At 62.3% G+C, this 15,505-nt stretch carries 16 protein-coding genes; 7 read left to right on the top strand and 9 right to left on the bottom strand.

Annotated features, from left to right (window positions below; genetic code table 11):
• Nucleotides 1-64: 64 nt before the first annotated feature.
• Genes JFU04_RS04485 through JFU04_RS04475 form a run of 3 tightly spaced genes read left to right on the top strand, consistent with a single transcriptional unit; the run spans nucleotide 65 to nucleotide 4,319 of the window.
• Nucleotides 65-2,497 (top strand): fimbria/pilus outer membrane usher protein, encoded by a 2,433-nt coding sequence (locus tag JFU04_RS04485; RefSeq protein WP_201143573.1) that lies wholly within the window; start codon nucleotides 65-67, stop codon nucleotides 2,495-2,497.
• Between the two features lie 11 nt (nucleotides 2,498-2,508).
• Nucleotides 2,509-3,651, top strand: a complete 1,143-nt coding sequence (locus JFU04_RS04480; RefSeq protein ID WP_201143572.1) for a DUF1120 domain-containing protein — start codon at nucleotides 2,509-2,511, stop codon at nucleotides 3,649-3,651.
• 17 nt (nucleotides 3,652-3,668) lie between these two features.
• Nucleotides 3,669-4,319, top strand: coding sequence for a DUF1120 domain-containing protein (locus tag JFU04_RS04475; protein WP_201143571.1), 651 nt, complete (start codon nucleotides 3,669-3,671; stop codon nucleotides 4,317-4,319).
• Here the strand turns inward: JFU04_RS04475 and JFU04_RS04470 are convergent.
• Complete coding sequence (locus JFU04_RS04470; protein ID WP_201143570.1) at nucleotides 4,316-5,581, bottom strand: CynX/NimT family MFS transporter; 1,266 nt, start codon at nucleotides 5,579-5,581, stop codon at nucleotides 4,316-4,318. The genes JFU04_RS04475 and JFU04_RS04470 overlap by 4 nt on opposite strands.
• Nucleotides 5,571-6,230, bottom strand: coding sequence for a FadR/GntR family transcriptional regulator (locus JFU04_RS04465; protein ID WP_106805095.1), 660 nt, complete (start codon nucleotides 6,228-6,230; stop codon nucleotides 5,571-5,573). Before JFU04_RS04465 ends, JFU04_RS04470 begins: the two co-directional genes overlap by 11 nt.
• A gap of 159 nt (nucleotides 6,231-6,389) precedes the next feature.
• Between JFU04_RS04465 and JFU04_RS04460 the strand changes: the two genes are divergently transcribed.
• Together JFU04_RS04460 and JFU04_RS04455 are read left to right on the top strand one after the other, a co-directional pair.
• Nucleotides 6,390-6,701: a type II toxin-antitoxin system MqsR family toxin gene (locus JFU04_RS04460; protein WP_201143569.1), complete on the top strand. Its 312-nt coding sequence runs from the start codon at nucleotides 6,390-6,392 to the stop codon at nucleotides 6,699-6,701.
• Nucleotides 6,698-7,189 carry a type II toxin-antitoxin system MqsA family antitoxin gene (locus JFU04_RS04455; protein ID WP_201143568.1) on the top strand — a complete coding sequence of 164 codons (492 nt, stop codon included), beginning with the start codon at nucleotides 6,698-6,700 and terminating at the stop codon, nucleotides 7,187-7,189. Before JFU04_RS04460 ends, JFU04_RS04455 begins: the two co-directional genes overlap by 4 nt.
• A gap of 57 nt (nucleotides 7,190-7,246) precedes the next feature.
• Here JFU04_RS04455 and JFU04_RS04450 read toward each other — a convergent pair whose 3' ends face one another.
• From JFU04_RS04450 to JFU04_RS04435, 4 genes are all read right to left on the bottom strand, one after another.
• Nucleotides 7,247-8,011, bottom strand: a complete 765-nt coding sequence (locus tag JFU04_RS04450) for an amino acid ABC transporter ATP-binding protein (protein WP_003171943.1) — start codon at nucleotides 8,009-8,011, stop codon at nucleotides 7,247-7,249.
• 11 nt (nucleotides 8,012-8,022) lie between these two features.
• Nucleotides 8,023-9,120 carry an amino acid ABC transporter permease gene (locus tag JFU04_RS04445; protein WP_065907019.1) on the bottom strand — a complete coding sequence of 366 codons (1,098 nt, stop codon included), beginning with the start codon at nucleotides 9,118-9,120 and terminating at the stop codon, nucleotides 8,023-8,025.
• 10 nt (nucleotides 9,121-9,130) lie between these two features.
• Nucleotides 9,131-10,312 carry an amino acid ABC transporter permease gene (locus JFU04_RS04440; protein ID WP_065907020.1) on the bottom strand — a complete coding sequence of 394 codons (1,182 nt, stop codon included), beginning with the start codon at nucleotides 10,310-10,312 and terminating at the stop codon, nucleotides 9,131-9,133.
• A gap of 72 nt (nucleotides 10,313-10,384) precedes the next feature.
• Nucleotides 10,385-11,416, bottom strand: coding sequence for an amino acid ABC transporter substrate-binding protein (locus JFU04_RS04435; RefSeq protein ID WP_016974565.1), 1,032 nt, complete (start codon nucleotides 11,414-11,416; stop codon nucleotides 10,385-10,387).
• Nucleotides 11,417-11,761: 345 nt separating this feature from the next.
• On the opposite strand from JFU04_RS04435, the gene JFU04_RS04430 reads away from it, so the two are divergent.
• Complete coding sequence (locus tag JFU04_RS04430; RefSeq protein WP_201143567.1) at nucleotides 11,762-12,418, top strand: alpha/beta hydrolase; 657 nt, start codon at nucleotides 11,762-11,764, stop codon at nucleotides 12,416-12,418.
• Between the two features lie 95 nt (nucleotides 12,419-12,513).
• Nucleotides 12,514-13,983 carry an ATP-dependent RNA helicase RhlB gene (gene rhlB, locus JFU04_RS04425; protein ID WP_083221457.1) on the top strand — a complete coding sequence of 490 codons (1,470 nt, stop codon included), beginning with the start codon at nucleotides 12,514-12,516 and terminating at the stop codon, nucleotides 13,981-13,983.
• A 269-nt stretch (nucleotides 13,984-14,252) separates the two neighbouring features.
• Here rhlB and moaE read toward each other — a convergent pair whose 3' ends face one another.
• Genes moaE through moaC form a run of 3 tightly spaced genes read right to left on the bottom strand, consistent with a single transcriptional unit; the run spans nucleotide 14,253 to nucleotide 15,420 of the window.
• The gene (gene moaE, locus JFU04_RS04420; protein WP_065907035.1) at nucleotides 14,253-14,705 is read right to left on the bottom strand and encodes a molybdopterin synthase catalytic subunit MoaE; all 453 of its coding nucleotides are present in this window, start codon (nucleotides 14,703-14,705) and stop codon (nucleotides 14,253-14,255) included.
• A 2-nt stretch (nucleotides 14,706-14,707) separates the two neighbouring features.
• Nucleotides 14,708-14,950 carry a molybdopterin converting factor subunit 1 gene (gene moaD / locus JFU04_RS04415; RefSeq protein ID WP_120447667.1) on the bottom strand — a complete coding sequence of 81 codons (243 nt, stop codon included), beginning with the start codon at nucleotides 14,948-14,950 and terminating at the stop codon, nucleotides 14,708-14,710.
• On the bottom strand, nucleotides 14,947-15,420 hold the full coding sequence (gene moaC / locus JFU04_RS04410; RefSeq protein ID WP_065907039.1) for a cyclic pyranopterin monophosphate synthase MoaC: 474 nt from the start codon (nucleotides 15,418-15,420) through the stop codon (nucleotides 14,947-14,949). The genes moaD and moaC overlap by 4 nt, the downstream gene beginning before the upstream one ends.
• Nucleotides 15,421-15,505 lie beyond the last annotated feature (85 nt).

Genomic DNA, 15,505 nt, shown 5'->3' with positions numbered 1-15,505 from the left:
AACGAAGTGGCGGCTCGAAGACCGTCACCGGGGCGCGCAGACGCCCATCATTTGAGTGCCTTTCGTGAAAACAGTATTGAGCTACCGTGACGGCGATGCCGTGCCCGACATACCCGCCCGCAGCGCCTTCCCGGCGCTGCTGCTGGCGTGTGCCCTGCTGCCCGCTGAAGCCTGGGCCGAAACGCGTGCCGGCTTCGATGCCACCACCCTGCACCAACGCGGCATCGACCCGCAGTTGGCCAGCCTGCTGCTGGACGCTCCACGTTTTGCGGCCGGCCGGCATGCGGTGAGCCTGCGCGTCAACGGCCAGCCCCGTGGGCGTGTCGAGGTGGGTTTCGATCAACAGGGCCGATTGTGCTTTGACCAGGCCGTGCTGGACGCCGCCAACCTGATAGTGCCCGGCGACAATGGCCCCTGCCATGACCTGCTCGCGCAGTACCCACGAAGCCTGGTGGAGCCGGACCCGGCCAACCTCAGCGTGTCGCTGGTAGTCCCGACCGAAGCCTTGCGGCCACTGCAACAGGACGTCTCGGGCTATCAGACGGGGGGCGTTGCCGGCCTGTTCAATTACGACCTGACGGGGTTCTATAACCGCTTCGGCGACAACGACAGCCGGTTTGGCTCGGCCAATACCGAGGTTGGCTTCAACGCCGGCGACTGGATCGTGCGCAGCCGCCAGGTGCAGACCTGGCAGGACGGTCGGTCGCGCAGCACCCATCTCGAGGCGTATGCCCAGCGTACCTTTGCCAGCCAACAGGCGGTGCTGCAGGCCGGGCAGATCAACCTCTATAACCCGGTGTTGGCCGGTGCGCAGATCACCGGGGTACAGGTCCTGACCGAACAGGCGCTTCAAGAGCAAGGCCAGGGCGCGACCATCGAGGGTATCGCCAACAGTCCGGCCCAGGTCGAGGTGCGGCAGAACGGCGCGTTGATTCACTCCACCGTAGTCCCGGCCGGGCCGTTTTCCCTGACCGATGTGCGGCGCCTGAATGCTCGCTCGGACGTTGAAGTTACGGTCAAGGAAAGCAGCGGCGGCGAGCGCCGCTTCACCGTACCCGCCGCCATGCTCGGCCTGGGTTTGCCAGCGCCGGGGTACTCGGTGGCAGCGGGCCGTGTGCGCAATATCGGCGATGCCCAGGGTGACGATCCGTGGGTGGCCAGCGCTGGCTGGACCGGCGCCGTCCACCCGCAACTGTCCCTGGGCAGCGGCGTGCTGGCGTCCAGCGAATACCGGGCGGCGGGCGTGAGCCTGGGCTGGCTGCCATGGCTGGACAGTCAGGTGCAACTGGCCACCCAGGTCGCCGATACCCAGGCACGGCACAAGGTGCGTGGGGTACAGACCGACCTGGCATGGTCCCAGCGCCTGAATGATCAATGGTCATTCAGCGTGGCCAACTCGTGGCGCACGCCCGGCTACCGCGAACTGGAAGAAGCCACCTACGAACCAGAAACCACTCAGCAACGGCGCTCGCGTTATCGCGATCAACAAAGCGCCAACGTCGGTTGGTCGCACCCGTGGCTGGGGGCGTTCAGTGCCGGGGTGTCGCGCTCCAGCAGCTTCGATGGCGACAGCAGCAGTCGAGGCCTGGCGTCGTGGGGCACCAGTGTCGGCGGCGTGTCGTTGTCGGCGAGCGCCGAATGGCAGATGGGCGGGCGCCAGCAACAGGACAACGCGGTGTACCTGAATGCCAGCCTGCCTCTGGGCGAAAGCCGCCGCGTGCGCGCCTGGGTGCGCAATTCGGGAGGCGAACACCGCACCGGCCTGGGGCTGAACGAACAGATCGATGATCAATTGAGCTATCGCGTCAGCGCCGAACACGACACCCGCGACCAGCAGGTGGAAACCACTCTCGGCGTCTCGGCCCTGCCCCGCTACAGCCAACTCGACGTCAGCTACAGCCGCTCCGATGCCGAGCGTTCGAGTTATCAAGGCAGTGCCCGCGGTGGCGTGGTGGTGCACGGCGATGGTGTGACCTTCTCGCCCTACCCGGTACGCGACACCTTCGCCTTGGTCTCGGTGGGCGATACGGCCGGGGTCAAGCTGAGCACCCCCAGCGGCCCGGTATGGACCGACTGGCAAGGCCAGGCCGTGGTACCCCAGGTCAGCGCCTATGGCCGCAGCCCGGTGGAGGTGCAGACCCGCTCACTGCCGCGCAATGCCGATATCAACAACGGCCTGGCAATGATCTCGGCCGGGCGCGGCGCGGTGGACCGGGTCGACTTCGGCGTGACCCTGACCCGTCGCGTGCTGCTCACCGCACGCACCGAACAGGGCGCGCTGCTGCCCCGAGGTGCCTCCGTCAGCACCGCGAGCGGCGAGTTCGTGACCCTGGTGCAGGACGGCGGCCAGGTGTTCCTGCCCAATGTGCTGGAGCACGCCGGTTTGTGGGTCAGCGGGCCAGGTATGACGCGCTGTCGGTTGCAGTTCGAGCTGCCGGCCAAGGGCGATCCCCAGGTGTATTTCGAAAACGCGCCAGCGCGCTGCAACCCTTCATGAGGACGATCACCATGCTTTTTTTTCGCGCCCTGCGCCGGCTGACAGCGGTCGTGCTGACCGTCGGCTTCGCCGGCCACGCCATGGCCAATGACGACTGCCAGTTGAACATCAGCGAAGCGGTGCTGGACCTCGGCCTGATGAGTCGCCTGGCGCAAAACGACAGCGACCCTCAACGCCTGCTTGGCGAGCGTCGCCTGAGCTTGAACCTTACCTGCCCGCAACCGGCGGACATGAGTGTGTTTTATCGGGCCCTGGCGGCGAACGCACATCGCCTGCAGTTTACCGAGCACGGCACCTACGCCCTGCAGATCAGCGACGGCGTGCTGGACGGCCAGGCGGTTGAACTGGGCTTGCTGCCGGCTGCCGGGCAGCCGCCGGCGGTCGTCGGCACGGCATTGAACTGGCGTCCCGGCCATGGGGTGGCGCCGGTGCAAGGCGCCAGCGTGGTGCAGGGCAAGCACTTCGCCGTGCAACTGAGCCTCAGCGCCTGGGCCGACATCGCCGCCACCCGTGTGCGCGAGGCAACCACCTGGGAAGCGTCCGGCACGTTCGATGCCTTGCAGAGCAGCCGCTCCCGGGCACTGACCCTGCGCGCCCACTTCGCGCCCACCGCGTGTACACCCCAACTGTCCAATGGCGGATTGGTGGATTACGGCACGCTGCTGGCGAAGGACTTGAATGCCAGCAATGAAACCCCGCTGCCGACCCGCACCTTGCAGCTCTCGGTGAGTTGCGACGCCGCCACACCCTTCGCGCTGAAGATGCATGACAACCGCAACGGCTCGGCCACCGGCGGGATCGACGAAACCGCCTACGGCCTGGACCTGGACAACAGCCAGAACAAGATTGGGCGCTTCTACCTCAACATCGATCCTGCCGAATTTACCGCCGACGCACTCGGCTCCCTGTATCGCACGGACTCCACCAGTGGCGGCGCAGCCTGGAGCAGTTCGAGTGCGCGGCAGATCCCCATGGCCGCCAACAGCCTGATGGGGTTTACCGACAGTGTCGGCAGCACCCGTGGCCCGGTGCCGATCCAGCAACTGGCCGGCACCGTGCGCATCAAGGCCTACCTGGCCCCGACCCAGTCACTGGACCTGCGCAGCGTGGTCTACATCAACGGTTCGGGCACCCTTGAAATCATCTACCTCTGACCTATGGAGTTCGCCTCATGAAGACCTGTTCCCTTGCCCTTTGCACGCTGGTTTTGCTGGGCGGCGCCCCACACACGCTGGCGGCCTCCAGCGTCGACCTGAGTGTCAATGGCGTGATCACCCCCACCGCCTGCACGCCGTTGCTGTCGAGCAACGGGGTGATCGACTACGGCAAGATTTCCCAGCAGGACCTCAACGTCGACAAGGGCACGCGCCTGCCGGTCAAACAATTGCAAGTCAGCATCGGCTGCAACGCGGCGAGCCGTTTTGCCCTGCGCATGCGCGACAACCGTGACGGCACGGCCACCGTCAACAGTGAGATCTACTATGGGCTGGGGCTGGACAACAGTGGCAATCGCATTGGCCTGTATTCGATGAGTTTCGACCCTCGCCAGACGCAGGTGGACAGCACTGCAATCGCCTATGGCACAGAATCCACCACCGGCGGCGTGGCGTGGCGCAGCGCCAACCTCAACCCGATCGACATCGGCGCCAACAGTTACCTGGGCTTCACCGATACCCAAGGCAGCACCGCCGGCCCCTCGGCGATCCAGGCGTTGACCAGCACCGTCAAGATCGAAGCGGTGATCAATGCCAGGCAAAACCTGGACCTGAGCAGCGACACCTTGCTCGATGGCTCGGCCACCCTCGAAGTGGTGTACCTCTAGACTTTTTCGCTGCTGACCTGCACATACAGCGCACGCCCGGCACCCAGCCCGGCGATGATCGCGCCCACGCCAATCACCGCGAAAATCCAGCCGATGGCCGACCAGCCGCCCGTCCAGTCATGCACCAGGCCCACCGCGAACGGGCCTACGGACGCCAGGGTGTAGCCGATGCCCTGGGCCATGCTCGACAGGTTCGCCGCCACGTGGGAGTCGCGCGAGCGCAGCACGATCAGGGTCAACGCCAGGCTGAAGGTGCCGCCCTGGCCGAGCCCGAGCAGAATCGCCCAGCCCCACAGACCATCGAGCGGCGCATACAGGCAGCCGAACAGGCCACCGAGGGTCAACAGCATCACCACCACAATCGCCAGGCGCTGGTCTTTGCCACGGGTGGCGAGCCAGGGCGCGGCGAGGGAGCTGAACAATTGCACGATGATCGAGCCGGACAGCGCGAGGCCGGCTTCGGTCGCGCTCAAGCCACGGCCGATCAGGATCGACGGCAGCCAGCCGAACACGATGTACGCCAGGGACGATTGCAGGCCCATGTACAAGGTCACCTGCCAGGCCAGCGGATCACGCAGCAGCCCTCTCACGCGATAAGCCACCTGGTGCGCGCCGTGCTTCTGGCCGACCTGTGGCAACCAGAATAATGCCGCCACCAGCGCTGGCAGAATCCAGAACCCCAGGCCGAGGGTCCAGCGGTCGCCGAAGTAATGACTCAAGGGCACCGTGGAACCCGCCGCCAGCGCCGCGCCCAGGCACAGCGCCATGGTGTACACGCCGGTCATGGCGCCGGCCTGCCTGGCGAAATCACGCTTGACGATGCCGGGCAGCAATACGCCGATGATGCCGATGCTCGCGCCGGCAATCAGGCTGCCGGCGAACAGCCCCACTTCACCGAATGAACTGCGCAGGATGATGCCCGCAGCCAGGGTCAGCAGAATCCCCAGCACCACTCGCTCGGCGCCGAAACGGCGGGCCAGGATCGGCGCCGTGGGCGCAAACAGCCCCAGGCACAACACCGGCAATGTGGTCAGCAGACCGGCCTTGGCCGCCGACAACCCGAGGCTGCTGGACACGTCGGCGAGCAGCGGCGACATGCTCGACAGCGCCGGGCGCAGGTTCAGGGCCACCAGGATCAGGCCGAGCAGCAACAGCCACGGGCGGCTCACCACGGGCGGGCTGGTTTGCACCACTTCGTCGTCGGCTTCGGCGTCGATCAACAGCTCTTCGAGTTCACGGGTAGGTCGGGTTTCAAGGTTCATTGATCAACTGCCGGCAGAGGGATTTGGCGCGTTCCGGGTCCTGGTGTTCGACGGCGTCGAGCAGGGCGATGTGCAGGTCGAACACCGCCTGGCGACGCGGCGAGATGTTCAGGGTCTGGCGCAACTGCGCGCCGACGATGGCGGAAAAGTACTGATACAGCTCACTCAACGCCGGGTTGTGCGCGGCGTCGACCAGGCGCTTGTGAAACACCAGGTCGGCGCTGATGTAGGCCTCCAGGTCGCCGTGGTACAGCACAGCGCTTTGTTGCAGGGCCTCACGCAAACCGTGCAGATCGTCCTCGGTACGGCGCAGCGCGGCCAGGCCGATCGCCTCCACTTCGAGAATCTGCCGGGTTTCCTGCGCCTGCTCCAGGGTGCAATGCGACAACGCGCGCATCGCGCCCAGCGGGTCGGTCATCGAGCGCAGGTAACTGCCGTCGCCCTGGCGGATCTCGATCAATCCTGAAAACGCCAGCACGCGCATGGCCTCGCGCACGGTATTGCGGCTGATCCCCAGCTCGGCCGACAACTCCGGCTCGGTAGGCAGGCGCTCGCCAATGGCCCAGGTGCCTTGGGTAATGCGCTGGCGCAACTGTTCCAGGGCCTGGTCGACCAGCGAGCGTTTGATCAGCGGAGCGATGTCTGTCATGGGTTTTGCACTTTCGTCCAATCATAGGATGAATTTTCCCACAGCCTATTCGGACTTGCCTACAAAGGCAACGCACTAGGGTTCTGAGGCAGGCAAAGGAGCAGTATTTTCGATTAGTAAAATTACCCTCAGAGGGTAATTATGGGACTCAGGTGTCTTATGGAAAAGTACACACCTCATTACGATCTGGCCTTGATAAAAGCTGAAGTCATCAGGTTGGGTTGTCGAGCCTTCACCGCCAGTGCACGGGAGAGCGCCAGGCAAATGGAATTAAACCTCAGCCAGATGCAGCACGCAGTCTGTGCCCTTGAGCAGCGAATGTTATACAAATCAATGACGACCTATGCAGACCATCGAGTGTGGCAGGACGTCTATCTGATCAAGGCTCACGCTACGCAGATTTATATCAAAGTGACTTACCGCCCTGGCGGTGGGGCTCCCGTAATCTCCTTCAAGGAGAAAATCCTATGAACACCCAACACTGCGTGAGCTGCGGAACGCATGACGCAATGCAGCACTTCAAAGGCCGCACCTTCACGCTCAACACACGCGGCATGATCCGGAATATCCCCGATATCGCGGGCTGGGAATGCCAGGTGTGCAAGGAAATCGAATTCGATGACAACGACGACAGCGCACAGCGTTATTCCGACGCCAGTGACCAGCTGTTGATGGATGCCAGAAAAATCATCGCTGCCGAAATGAAGCGAATCCGCCGCAAATTGCACCTGACACAGAAGGACGCGGTGAGGCTCTTGACCGTCCGCGGGCACAACGCATTTTCCCGCTACGAGAAAGCTGAAATTTTTCCACCCGAGCCGCTGCTTATTCTTATGCGTCTACTGGATAAGCACCCGCACCTGCTGGCCGAGATTCAGGCGCTCAATGTCGCAGATGACCTCAACCGCCTGCTCATTGCCAAAGATGAGCAACAACTGGCCACTCAAGCGTCTGCGTAAAAACAGCAGGCAAAAATAAACCCGGCACCAGGCCGGGTTTATCCTTTCACACTTCGATCAATGCAGAATCTGGCTCAAGAACAACTTGGTCCGGTCATTCTGCGGGTTGTCGAAGAAGTCGTTCGGCGCTGCCTGCTCGACGATTTCGCCCTTGTCCATGAAGATCACACGGTTGGCCACGGTGCGCGCAAAGCCCATCTCGTGGGTCACGCACAACATGGTCATGCCGTCTTCGGCCAGGCCGATCATGGTGTCCAGCACCTCTTTGACCATTTCCGGATCGAGGGCCGAGGTCGGTTCGTCGAACAGCATGATTTTCGGCTTCATGCACAAGGCACGGGCGATGGCTACGCGCTGTTGCTGGCCGCCGGACAGTTGCCCCGGGAACTTGTGCGCCTGCTCCGGAATACGCACGCGCTCCAGGTAGTGCATGGCAATTTCCTCGGCCTTGCGCTTGGGCATCTTGCGCACCCACATCGGTGCCAGCGTGCAGTTCTGCAGGATGGTCAGGTGCGGGAACAGGTTGAAGTGCTGGAACACCATGCCGACTTCGCGGCGGATCGCTTCGATCTGCTTGAGGTCGTTGGTCAGCTCCACGCCATCGACCACGATGCGACCCTGCTGGTGTTCTTCCAGGCGGTTGAGGCAGCGGATGGTGGTGGACTTGCCCGAACCCGACGGGCCACACAGCACGATACGCTCGCCCTGCTTGACGTTGAGGTTGATGTCTTTCAACACGTGGAATTGGCCGTACCACTTGTTGACGCCCTGCATCTGGATAATGCCTTCAGGGCTCACAGGCTGTTTGATCGCTTCGCTCATAACAACAACTCCTAACGCTTGTGGCCTGTGTCGAGCTTGTGTTCCAAATGAATGGAATAGCGCGACATACCAAAACAGAAAATCCAGAACACCAGGGCGGCAAACACATAGCCTTCAGTGGCCATGCCCAGCCATTTCGGGTCGGCAGCGGCTTGCTTGACGCTGTTGAGCAGGTCGAACAGGCCGATGATGATCACCAGGCTCGTGTCCTTGAACAGCGCAATAAACGTGTTGACGATGCCCGGGATCACCAGCTTCAGGGCTTGCGGCAAAATCACCAGGCCCATGCTGCGCCAGTAGCCCAGGCCCATCGCCGCGGCCGCTTCGTATTGACCCTTGGGAATCGCCTGCAAGCCCCCGCGCACCACCTCGGCAACGTAGGCCGACTGGAACAGGATCACGCCGATCAACGCGCGCAGCAGCTTGTCGATGCCCATGCCTTCCGGCAGGAACAACGGCAGCATCACCGACGACATGAACAGCACGGTGATCAACGGCACGCCGCGCCAGAACTCGATGAAGGTCACGCAGACCACTCGAATCGCCGGCATGTTCGAACGCCGCCCCAGCGCCAGCAGGATGCCCAGCGGCAAGGCGCCAGCGATACCGACGGTGGCGATGACCAGGGTCAGCATCAGGCCGCCCCATTGACTGGTGGCTACGTTGGTCAGGCCGAAGATCCCGCCGTGCAGCAGGAAGTAGGCGATGATCGGGTACAACACCAGGAAGCTCAGGCCGTAGATCGCCTTGCGCTGGAAACGCGAGATGAACAACGGCGCCACGCCAACGATGGCCAGCCACACGGTCAGGTCCACGCGCCAGCGCAGGTCGCCGGGGTAGTAGCCGTACATGAACTGCCCGAAGCGCTGTTGGATGAACACCCAGCAGGCGCCCTCCTTGGTGCAATCGGCGCGGGTCGTGCCGACCCAGTTGGCGTCGAGAATCGCCCAGTGCAGGATCGGCGGCACCACCAGGTAGACCAGGTAGAACGCCAGCAATGTCAGCAGGGTGTTGAGCCAACTGGAGAACAGGTTGGCGCGCATCCATGCCACCGGGCCGAAGACTTTGCTCGGCGGCGGCATATCCGGTTTGAAAGTATGCGTACTCATGGGCGTTTCCTCACCGCTCGATCAGCGCAATGCGCTTGTTGTACCAGTTCATCAGCAGGGAAATGCTGATGCTGATCGCCAGGTACACGCTCATGGTGATGGCAATGACTTCGATGGCCTGGCCGGTCTGGTTGAGCACCGTGCCGGCAAACAGCGAAACCATTTCCGGGTAGCCGATACCGGCGGCCAACGACGAGTTTTTCGCCAGGTTCAGGTATTGGCTGGTCAACGGCGGAATGATCACCCGCAGGGCCTGCGGGATGATGACCTTGCGCAGCGTCGGCCCGGGGCGCAGGCCCAGGGAGCGTGCGGCTTCGGTCTGGCCGTGGCTGACGGACTTGATGCCCGAGCGCACGATCTCGGCGATAAACGCTGCCGTGTACACGGTAAGCGCCAGGGTCAGGGCCAGCAGCTCAGGAATCAGGACCCAGCCACCGACGAAGTTGAACCCTTGCAGCTTGGGCATTTCCCAGTGCAGCGGCGCGCCGAAGATCAAGGCGCACAACGCCGGGATCACGATGAACAGCGCCAGGCCGGCCCAGAATTTATGGAACGGTACGCCGGTCGCCTCAAAGCGCTTGTTGGCCCACCGGGCCATCAGCACGATCGCCACGATGGCCACGACGATGCTCGCCACAAAGGGCCAGAAGCCGTCGGCGGCCAGTGCTGCCGGCATGTTCAGGCCACGGCTGCTGACAAAGAAGGTGTCGCCGAAGTTATGGCTGTTGCGCGGCCCCGGCATGGTCAGGAACACCGCGAAATACCAGAACAGGATCTGCAGCAACGGCGGAATGTTGCGGAACACTTCCACATACACGGTCGCCAGCTTGTTGATCATCCAGTTCGGCGACAGCCGTGCCACGCCGATGATGAACCCGAGCAGCGTCGCCAGGATCACGCCGATGAAGGTCACCAGCAAGGTGTTGAGCAAGCCGATCACAAAGACCCGGGCATAGCTGTCCGATTCGGTGTAGTCGATCAGGTGCTGCGCGATGCCGAAGCCGGCACTGCGCTCAAGAAAGTCGAAACCCGAGGTAATGCCCCGGTGCTGAAGGTTGGTCTGGGTGTTGTTGAAGAGGTACCAGCCCAGCGAGACCACCGCCACAATCGTGATGATCTGGAAGAGCCACGCACGCACTTTGGGATCGCTGAAGCTGAGCTTCTGCTTTGGTGCGCCGATTTGATTTTGCATGAAGTGCCCCGGAAATAATGGAACAGAACATCACCCGGCGGTTGGCCCACCGGGTGACAGAACCATCAGCGATCAGCGCACAGGGGGTGCGTATTGAATGCCACCGTTGTTCCACAGCGCGTTCAGGCCACGGTCGATTTCCAGCGGGGTGCTCTTGCCCAGGTTGCGCTCGAACATTTCACCGTAGTTACCGACTTGCTTGACGATCTGCACGACCCAGTCTTTCTTCACTTTCAGGTCTTTGCCGTACTCGCCATCAGCACCCAGCAGACGGGCGACGTCCGGGTTCTTGGTGGACTTGGCTTCAGCCTCGACGTTTTTGGAAGTGATCCCGGCTTCTTCAGCGTTGAGCATGGCGTAGCCCACCCAGCGCACGATGGCCAGCCACTCGTCGTCGCCGTTACGCACGACCGGGCCCAATGGCTCCTTGGAAATGGTTTCCGGCAGAACCACGTAGTCCTTCGGCGAAGCCAGCTTGCTGCGCTGGGCGAACAGTTGGGACTTGTCGGAGGTCAGCACGTCGCAACGACCGGATTCCAGCGACTTGGCGCTTTCATCGGAGGTGTCGAAGGTGATCGGGGTGTACTTGAGGTTGTTGGCGCGGAAGTAGTCGGAAACGTTCAGCTCAGTGGTGGTACCGGCCTGGATGCAGATGGTTGCACCGTCCAGTTCCTTGGCACTTTTCACGCCCAGCTTGTTGTTTACCAGGAAGCCGATGCCATCGTAGTAAGTGATGAAGCCTGGGAATTTCAAGCCCATGCCCGCATCGCGAGAGCTGGTCATGGTGGTGTTACGCGAGAGGATGTCGACTTCGCCAGACTGCAGCGCGGTGAAACGCTCCTTGGCATTCAACTGGCTGAACTTGACCTTGGTCGCGTCGCCGAACACGGCAGCGGCCACAGCGCGGCAAACGTCAGCATCGATCCCCAGGATCTTGCCGCTGGCATCCGGTACCGAGAAACCCGGCAGACCGTCACTCACGCCACATTGCACAAAGCCTTTCTTCTGCACGGCGTCCAGGGTGGCGCCTGCTTGGGCGAAACCGCTGACACCCAGTACAGCCGCCGCGCAAACGATGGCCAGGGTGGATTTCAATACCTTCATTCAAACCTCCAGTTGCTCTTGTTGTGTCGGAGCTCGAACCTCAGCGCACCCTTATGAGGCGATATTGACCCGTGTTGGCTTTTTTTGGGGTCAAGCAGCATGAGACTGTCGCAGTAATTCCAGTTGCTATCCCACGAGCGGCAGTCACTGATAGTGTTACCGTCCTGAGATAGTTCTGACATCGACCTACACATAGCAAGGCGCGTACCAGAGTGATGGCTGAGTCGTTTCAGCCCATGGTCAATAGGAAAAGATTCAACCTTGCGACATTCTCTTAACAGATCAACTCACTGCGCACCGTTCCGACGCACCCAATCGGAGCGCACGCACATTAATGGAGCAGACATGACCGAACCCTTGATTCTTCAGCCCGCCAAGCCCGCAGACGCCTGCGTAATCTGGTTGCATGGCCTGGGTGCCGATCGCTACGACTTTATGCCGGTAGCCGAAGCCCTGCAGGAAAGCCTGCTGACCACGCGCTTCGTCTTGCCCCAGGCGCCGACACGCCCGGTGACCATCAATGGCGGCTACGAGATGCCGAGCTGGTACGACATCAAGGCCATGAGCCCGGCCCGTTCGATCAGCCTGGAGGAGCTGGAAGTGTCGGCCAACATGGTCACGGATCTGATCGAAACGCAGAAGAGAACCGGAATAGACGCCTCTCGGATTTTCCTCGCCGGTTTTTCCCAAGGTGGCGCCGTGGTTTTCCACACGGCGTTTATAAATTGGCAGGGGCCCTTGGGCGGCGTCATCGCCCTCTCCACTTACGCGCCGACTTTCGGCGACGAGCTGGAATTGTCTGCCAGCCAGCAACGCATTCCCGCCCTGTGCCTGCATGGCCAGTACGACGACGTGGTGCAGAACGCCATGGGCCGCAGCGCCTTCGAGCATTTGAAGAGCCGTGGTGTCACCGTGACATGGCAGGAATACCCAATGGGCCACGAAGTGTTACCTCAAGAGATACACGACATCGGTGCCTGGCTGGCCGCTCGCCTGGGCTGAAACCAGCGTTTATGTAGCCGTATGACAGACGCACTACGCCGCGCCCGATTCTTGCATTACACTGGCCGGCGTATATTCCTTAACCAATTAATGAGATCACCGTGCTCAAAGCACTCAAGAAGATGTTCGGCAAAAGCGAGGCTGAGCCGCTCGCGCCTGTTCCCAGTGCTCCTGTCCCGACTGCCGGCAGCCGCAATGACGGTAAACAGCCCGGCCGGACCGCACCTGTCGCCCAGCCGAAGAAGCCGACGGTGACGCCACCTGAACCGGCAGCACCGGTCGAGGCCGCTATTGCGCCAGTCGCGCCAAAGCCGCGGCGCGAACGCGCACCCAAACCGGCGGTCATCCCCTGGAAACTCGAAGACTTCGTGGTCGAGCCACAGGAAGGCAAGACCCGCTTCCACGACTTCAAACTGGCCCCGGAACTGATGCACGCCATCCAGGACCTGGGTTTCCCATACTGCACACCGATCCAGGCGCAGGTGCTGGGCTTTACCCTCGCGGGCAAAGACGCCATTGGCCGCGCCCAGACCGGCACCGGCAAGACCGCCGCGTTCCTGATCTCGATCATCACCCAGCTGCTGCAGACGCCGCCGCCCAAGGAACGCTACATGGGTGAGCCGCGCGCGCTGATCATCGCGCCGACCCGCGAGCTGGTGGTGCAGATCGCCAAGGACGCTGCCGACCTGACCAAGTACACCGGCCTCAACGTCATGACGTTTGTCGGCGGCATGGATTTCGACAAGCAGCTCAAGCACCTCGAAGCACGGCATTGCGACATTCTGGTGGCCACGCCTGGCCGCCTGCTGGACTTCAACCAGCGCGGCGACGTGCACCTGGACATGGTCGAAGTGATGGTGCTGGACGAAGCCGACCGCATGCTCGACATGGGTTTCATCCCACAAGTGCGTCAGATCATTCGCCAGACTCCGCCGAAAAGCGAACGCCAGACCCTGCTGTTCTCCGCCACCTTCACCGAAGACGTGATGAACCTCGCCAAGCAATGGACTACCGACCCGTCCATCGTCGAGATCGAAGCGGAAAACGTGGCCAGCGAGAACGTCGAACAGCACATCTATGCCGTGGCCGGCGCCGACAAGTACAAGCTGCTCTACAACCTGGTCAACGACAACGGTTGGGAGCGTGTGATGGTGTTCGCCAACCGCAAGGACGAAGTGCGCCGCATCGAAGAGCGCCTGGTGCGCGATGGCGTCAACGCCGCGCAACTGTCCGGCGATGTGCCGCAACACAAGCGCATCAAGACCCTGGAAGGCTTTCGCGAAGGCAAGATCCGCGTGCTGGTGGCCACCGACGTGGCCGGGCGTGGTATCCACATCGACGGCATCAGCCACGTGATCAACTTCACCCTGCCGGAAGTGCCGGATGACTACGTGCACCGTATCGGCCGCACCGGTCGCGCGGGCGCTGCGGGGGTGTCGATCAGCTTTGCCGGCGAGGACGACTCGTATCAGTTGCCGTCGATCGAGGCCTTGCTGGGCCGCAAGATCAGCTGCGAGACGCCGCCGACGCACTTGCTGCGCGCCGTTGAGCGCAAACGCCCTTAAACCTGCACCACCGTTGTAGGCGCTGGCTTGCCAGCGCCTGCACACGCCGCGTACCCAAGACTAGCCTCGATACAATTCCCCCAGGATGGGTTGCCGAATTCTCGAGGCCTCGTCTCTGAATGACTGGTAATAGTCGAAACTGCTGGCCGGCATATCCAGCACGCTGCTGCTCGTATCATACGACTGGCTTTGGGTCGACTCACCAGCCCCCGCATTGAACGCGGGCGTGCCCGCATCGGCCGAGGATTCAGTAAAGTGCACTCATGCACTTACACCTTCCACCGATTCGCCGCCTTATGATCACTGTCCCGCCCTTCCACCCACCGCGGCCCTTCGCTGGTATTTTCCTTCTTCCAGAACGGCGCGCGGGTCTTGAGGTAGTCCATCACAAACGCACAGGCATCAAACGCCGCCTGGCGATGGGCACTGGCAGCCGCGACGAACACGATGGGCTCGCCAGGCTCCAGGGCGCCGATGCGGTGCAGCACTTCCAGCTTGAGCAGCGGCCAGCGCTGCTCAGCCTCGACGGCGATCTTGGCCAGGGCTTTTTCGGTCATGCCGGGATAGTGCTCGAGGAACATCCCCGCCACATCGAGGCCATCGTTGAAATCGCGCACATAGCCGACAAAGCTCACCACTGCGCCGACGCCGACATTGGCGGCGTGCATGGCGTTGACTTCGGCGCCGGGGTCAAAGGGCTGGGCCTGCACACGAATGGCCATGCTCAGCCTCCGGTCACGGGCGGGAAGAACGCCACTTCGTCGCCGGCCTGCAACGGCTCGTCGAGGGTGCACAGTTCCTGGTTGCGCGCGCACATCAGGCTGGTTTCGTTCAACACCGCGAATTCGGGATCGCCCGCCAATGCCTGGCGCACAGCCTCGACGGTGGCAAAATCGCCTTCCATCTTCAGGGAGTCCAAACCGATCACTTCGCTGTAGCGCGCAAAAAACAGTACGTTGATGCTCATGCCTGGTCCGCCTTGAAATGCCCGCTTTTACCGCCGAGCTTTTCCAGCAGGCGGATGCTTTCGATGGTCATGCCGCGGTCCACCGCCTTGCACATGTCGTAGATCGTCAGTGCCGCGACGCTGGCGGCGGTGAGGGCTTCCATCTCTACGCCGGTCTGGCCTGAGAGTTTGCAGCGCGCGAGGATATGCACCACGTCCACGCCCTCGGCGCTGAGCTCGACCTTGACGCCGGTGAGCATCAGCGGGTGGCACAGGGGGATCAGGTCACTGGTTTTTTTCGCCGCCTGGATCCCGGCGATGCGGGCCACGGCAAACACGTCGCCCTTGGGATGGGCGCCGTCGACAATCATTTTCAGGGTCTCGGGCAGCATGCGCACCCGCGCTTCAGCCACCGCCTCGCGGAACGTCACGGCTTTGTCGGTGACGTCGACCATATGGGCGCGACCTTGGGAATCGAGATGAGTCAGCACAGCGGTACTCCTGATCAGGAGCGTCGATTGTAAACCCAACGCAGATCAAAAGGTGGGAGCTGGCTTGCCTGCGATAGGGGCGCGT

This window comes from Pseudomonas sp. TH21, from assembly GCF_016651025.1.
In the GTDB taxonomy this organism is placed as follows: Bacteria; Pseudomonadota; Gammaproteobacteria; order Pseudomonadales; family Pseudomonadaceae; genus Aquipseudomonas; species Aquipseudomonas aylmerensis.
The sequence above is the reverse complement of the archived record's forward strand: the minus strand, read 5'-3'. Positions and strand labels throughout refer to the sequence as shown.

Excerpts from the sequence above, each read along its gene's own strand:
- JFU04_RS04480 (WP_201143572.1), top strand. The coding sequence starts at position 2,509 with ATGCTTTTTTTTCGCGCCCTGCGCCGGCTGACAGCGGTCGTGCTGACC.
- JFU04_RS04475 (WP_201143571.1), top strand. The coding sequence starts at position 3,669 with ATGAAGACCTGTTCCCTTGCCCTTTGCACGCTGGTTTTGCTGGGCGGC.
- JFU04_RS04470 (WP_201143570.1), bottom strand. The coding sequence starts at position 5,581 with ATGAACCTTGAAACCCGACCTACCCGTGAACTCGAAGAGCTGTTGATC.
- JFU04_RS04465 (WP_106805095.1), bottom strand. The coding sequence starts at position 6,230 with ATGACAGACATCGCTCCGCTGATCAAACGCTCGCTGGTCGACCAGGCC.
- JFU04_RS04460 (WP_201143569.1), top strand. The coding sequence starts at position 6,390 with ATGGAAAAGTACACACCTCATTACGATCTGGCCTTGATAAAAGCTGAA.
- JFU04_RS04455 (WP_201143568.1), top strand. The coding sequence starts at position 6,698 with ATGAACACCCAACACTGCGTGAGCTGCGGAACGCATGACGCAATGCAG.
- JFU04_RS04450 (WP_003171943.1), bottom strand. The coding sequence starts at position 8,011 with ATGAGCGAAGCGATCAAACAGCCTGTGAGCCCTGAAGGCATTATCCAG.
- JFU04_RS04445 (WP_065907019.1), bottom strand. The coding sequence starts at position 9,120 with ATGAGTACGCATACTTTCAAACCGGATATGCCGCCGCCGAGCAAAGTC.
- JFU04_RS04440 (WP_065907020.1), bottom strand. The coding sequence starts at position 10,312 with ATGCAAAATCAAATCGGCGCACCAAAGCAGAAGCTCAGCTTCAGCGAT.
- JFU04_RS04435 (WP_016974565.1), bottom strand. The coding sequence starts at position 11,416 with ATGAAGGTATTGAAATCCACCCTGGCCATCGTTTGCGCGGCGGCTGTA.
- JFU04_RS04430 (WP_201143567.1), top strand. The coding sequence starts at position 11,762 with ATGACCGAACCCTTGATTCTTCAGCCCGCCAAGCCCGCAGACGCCTGC.
- moaE (WP_065907035.1), bottom strand. The coding sequence starts at position 14,705 with ATGGCCATTCGTGTGCAGGCCCAGCCCTTTGACCCCGGCGCCGAAGTC.
- moaD (WP_120447667.1), bottom strand. The coding sequence starts at position 14,950 with ATGAGCATCAACGTACTGTTTTTTGCGCGCTACAGCGAAGTGATCGGT.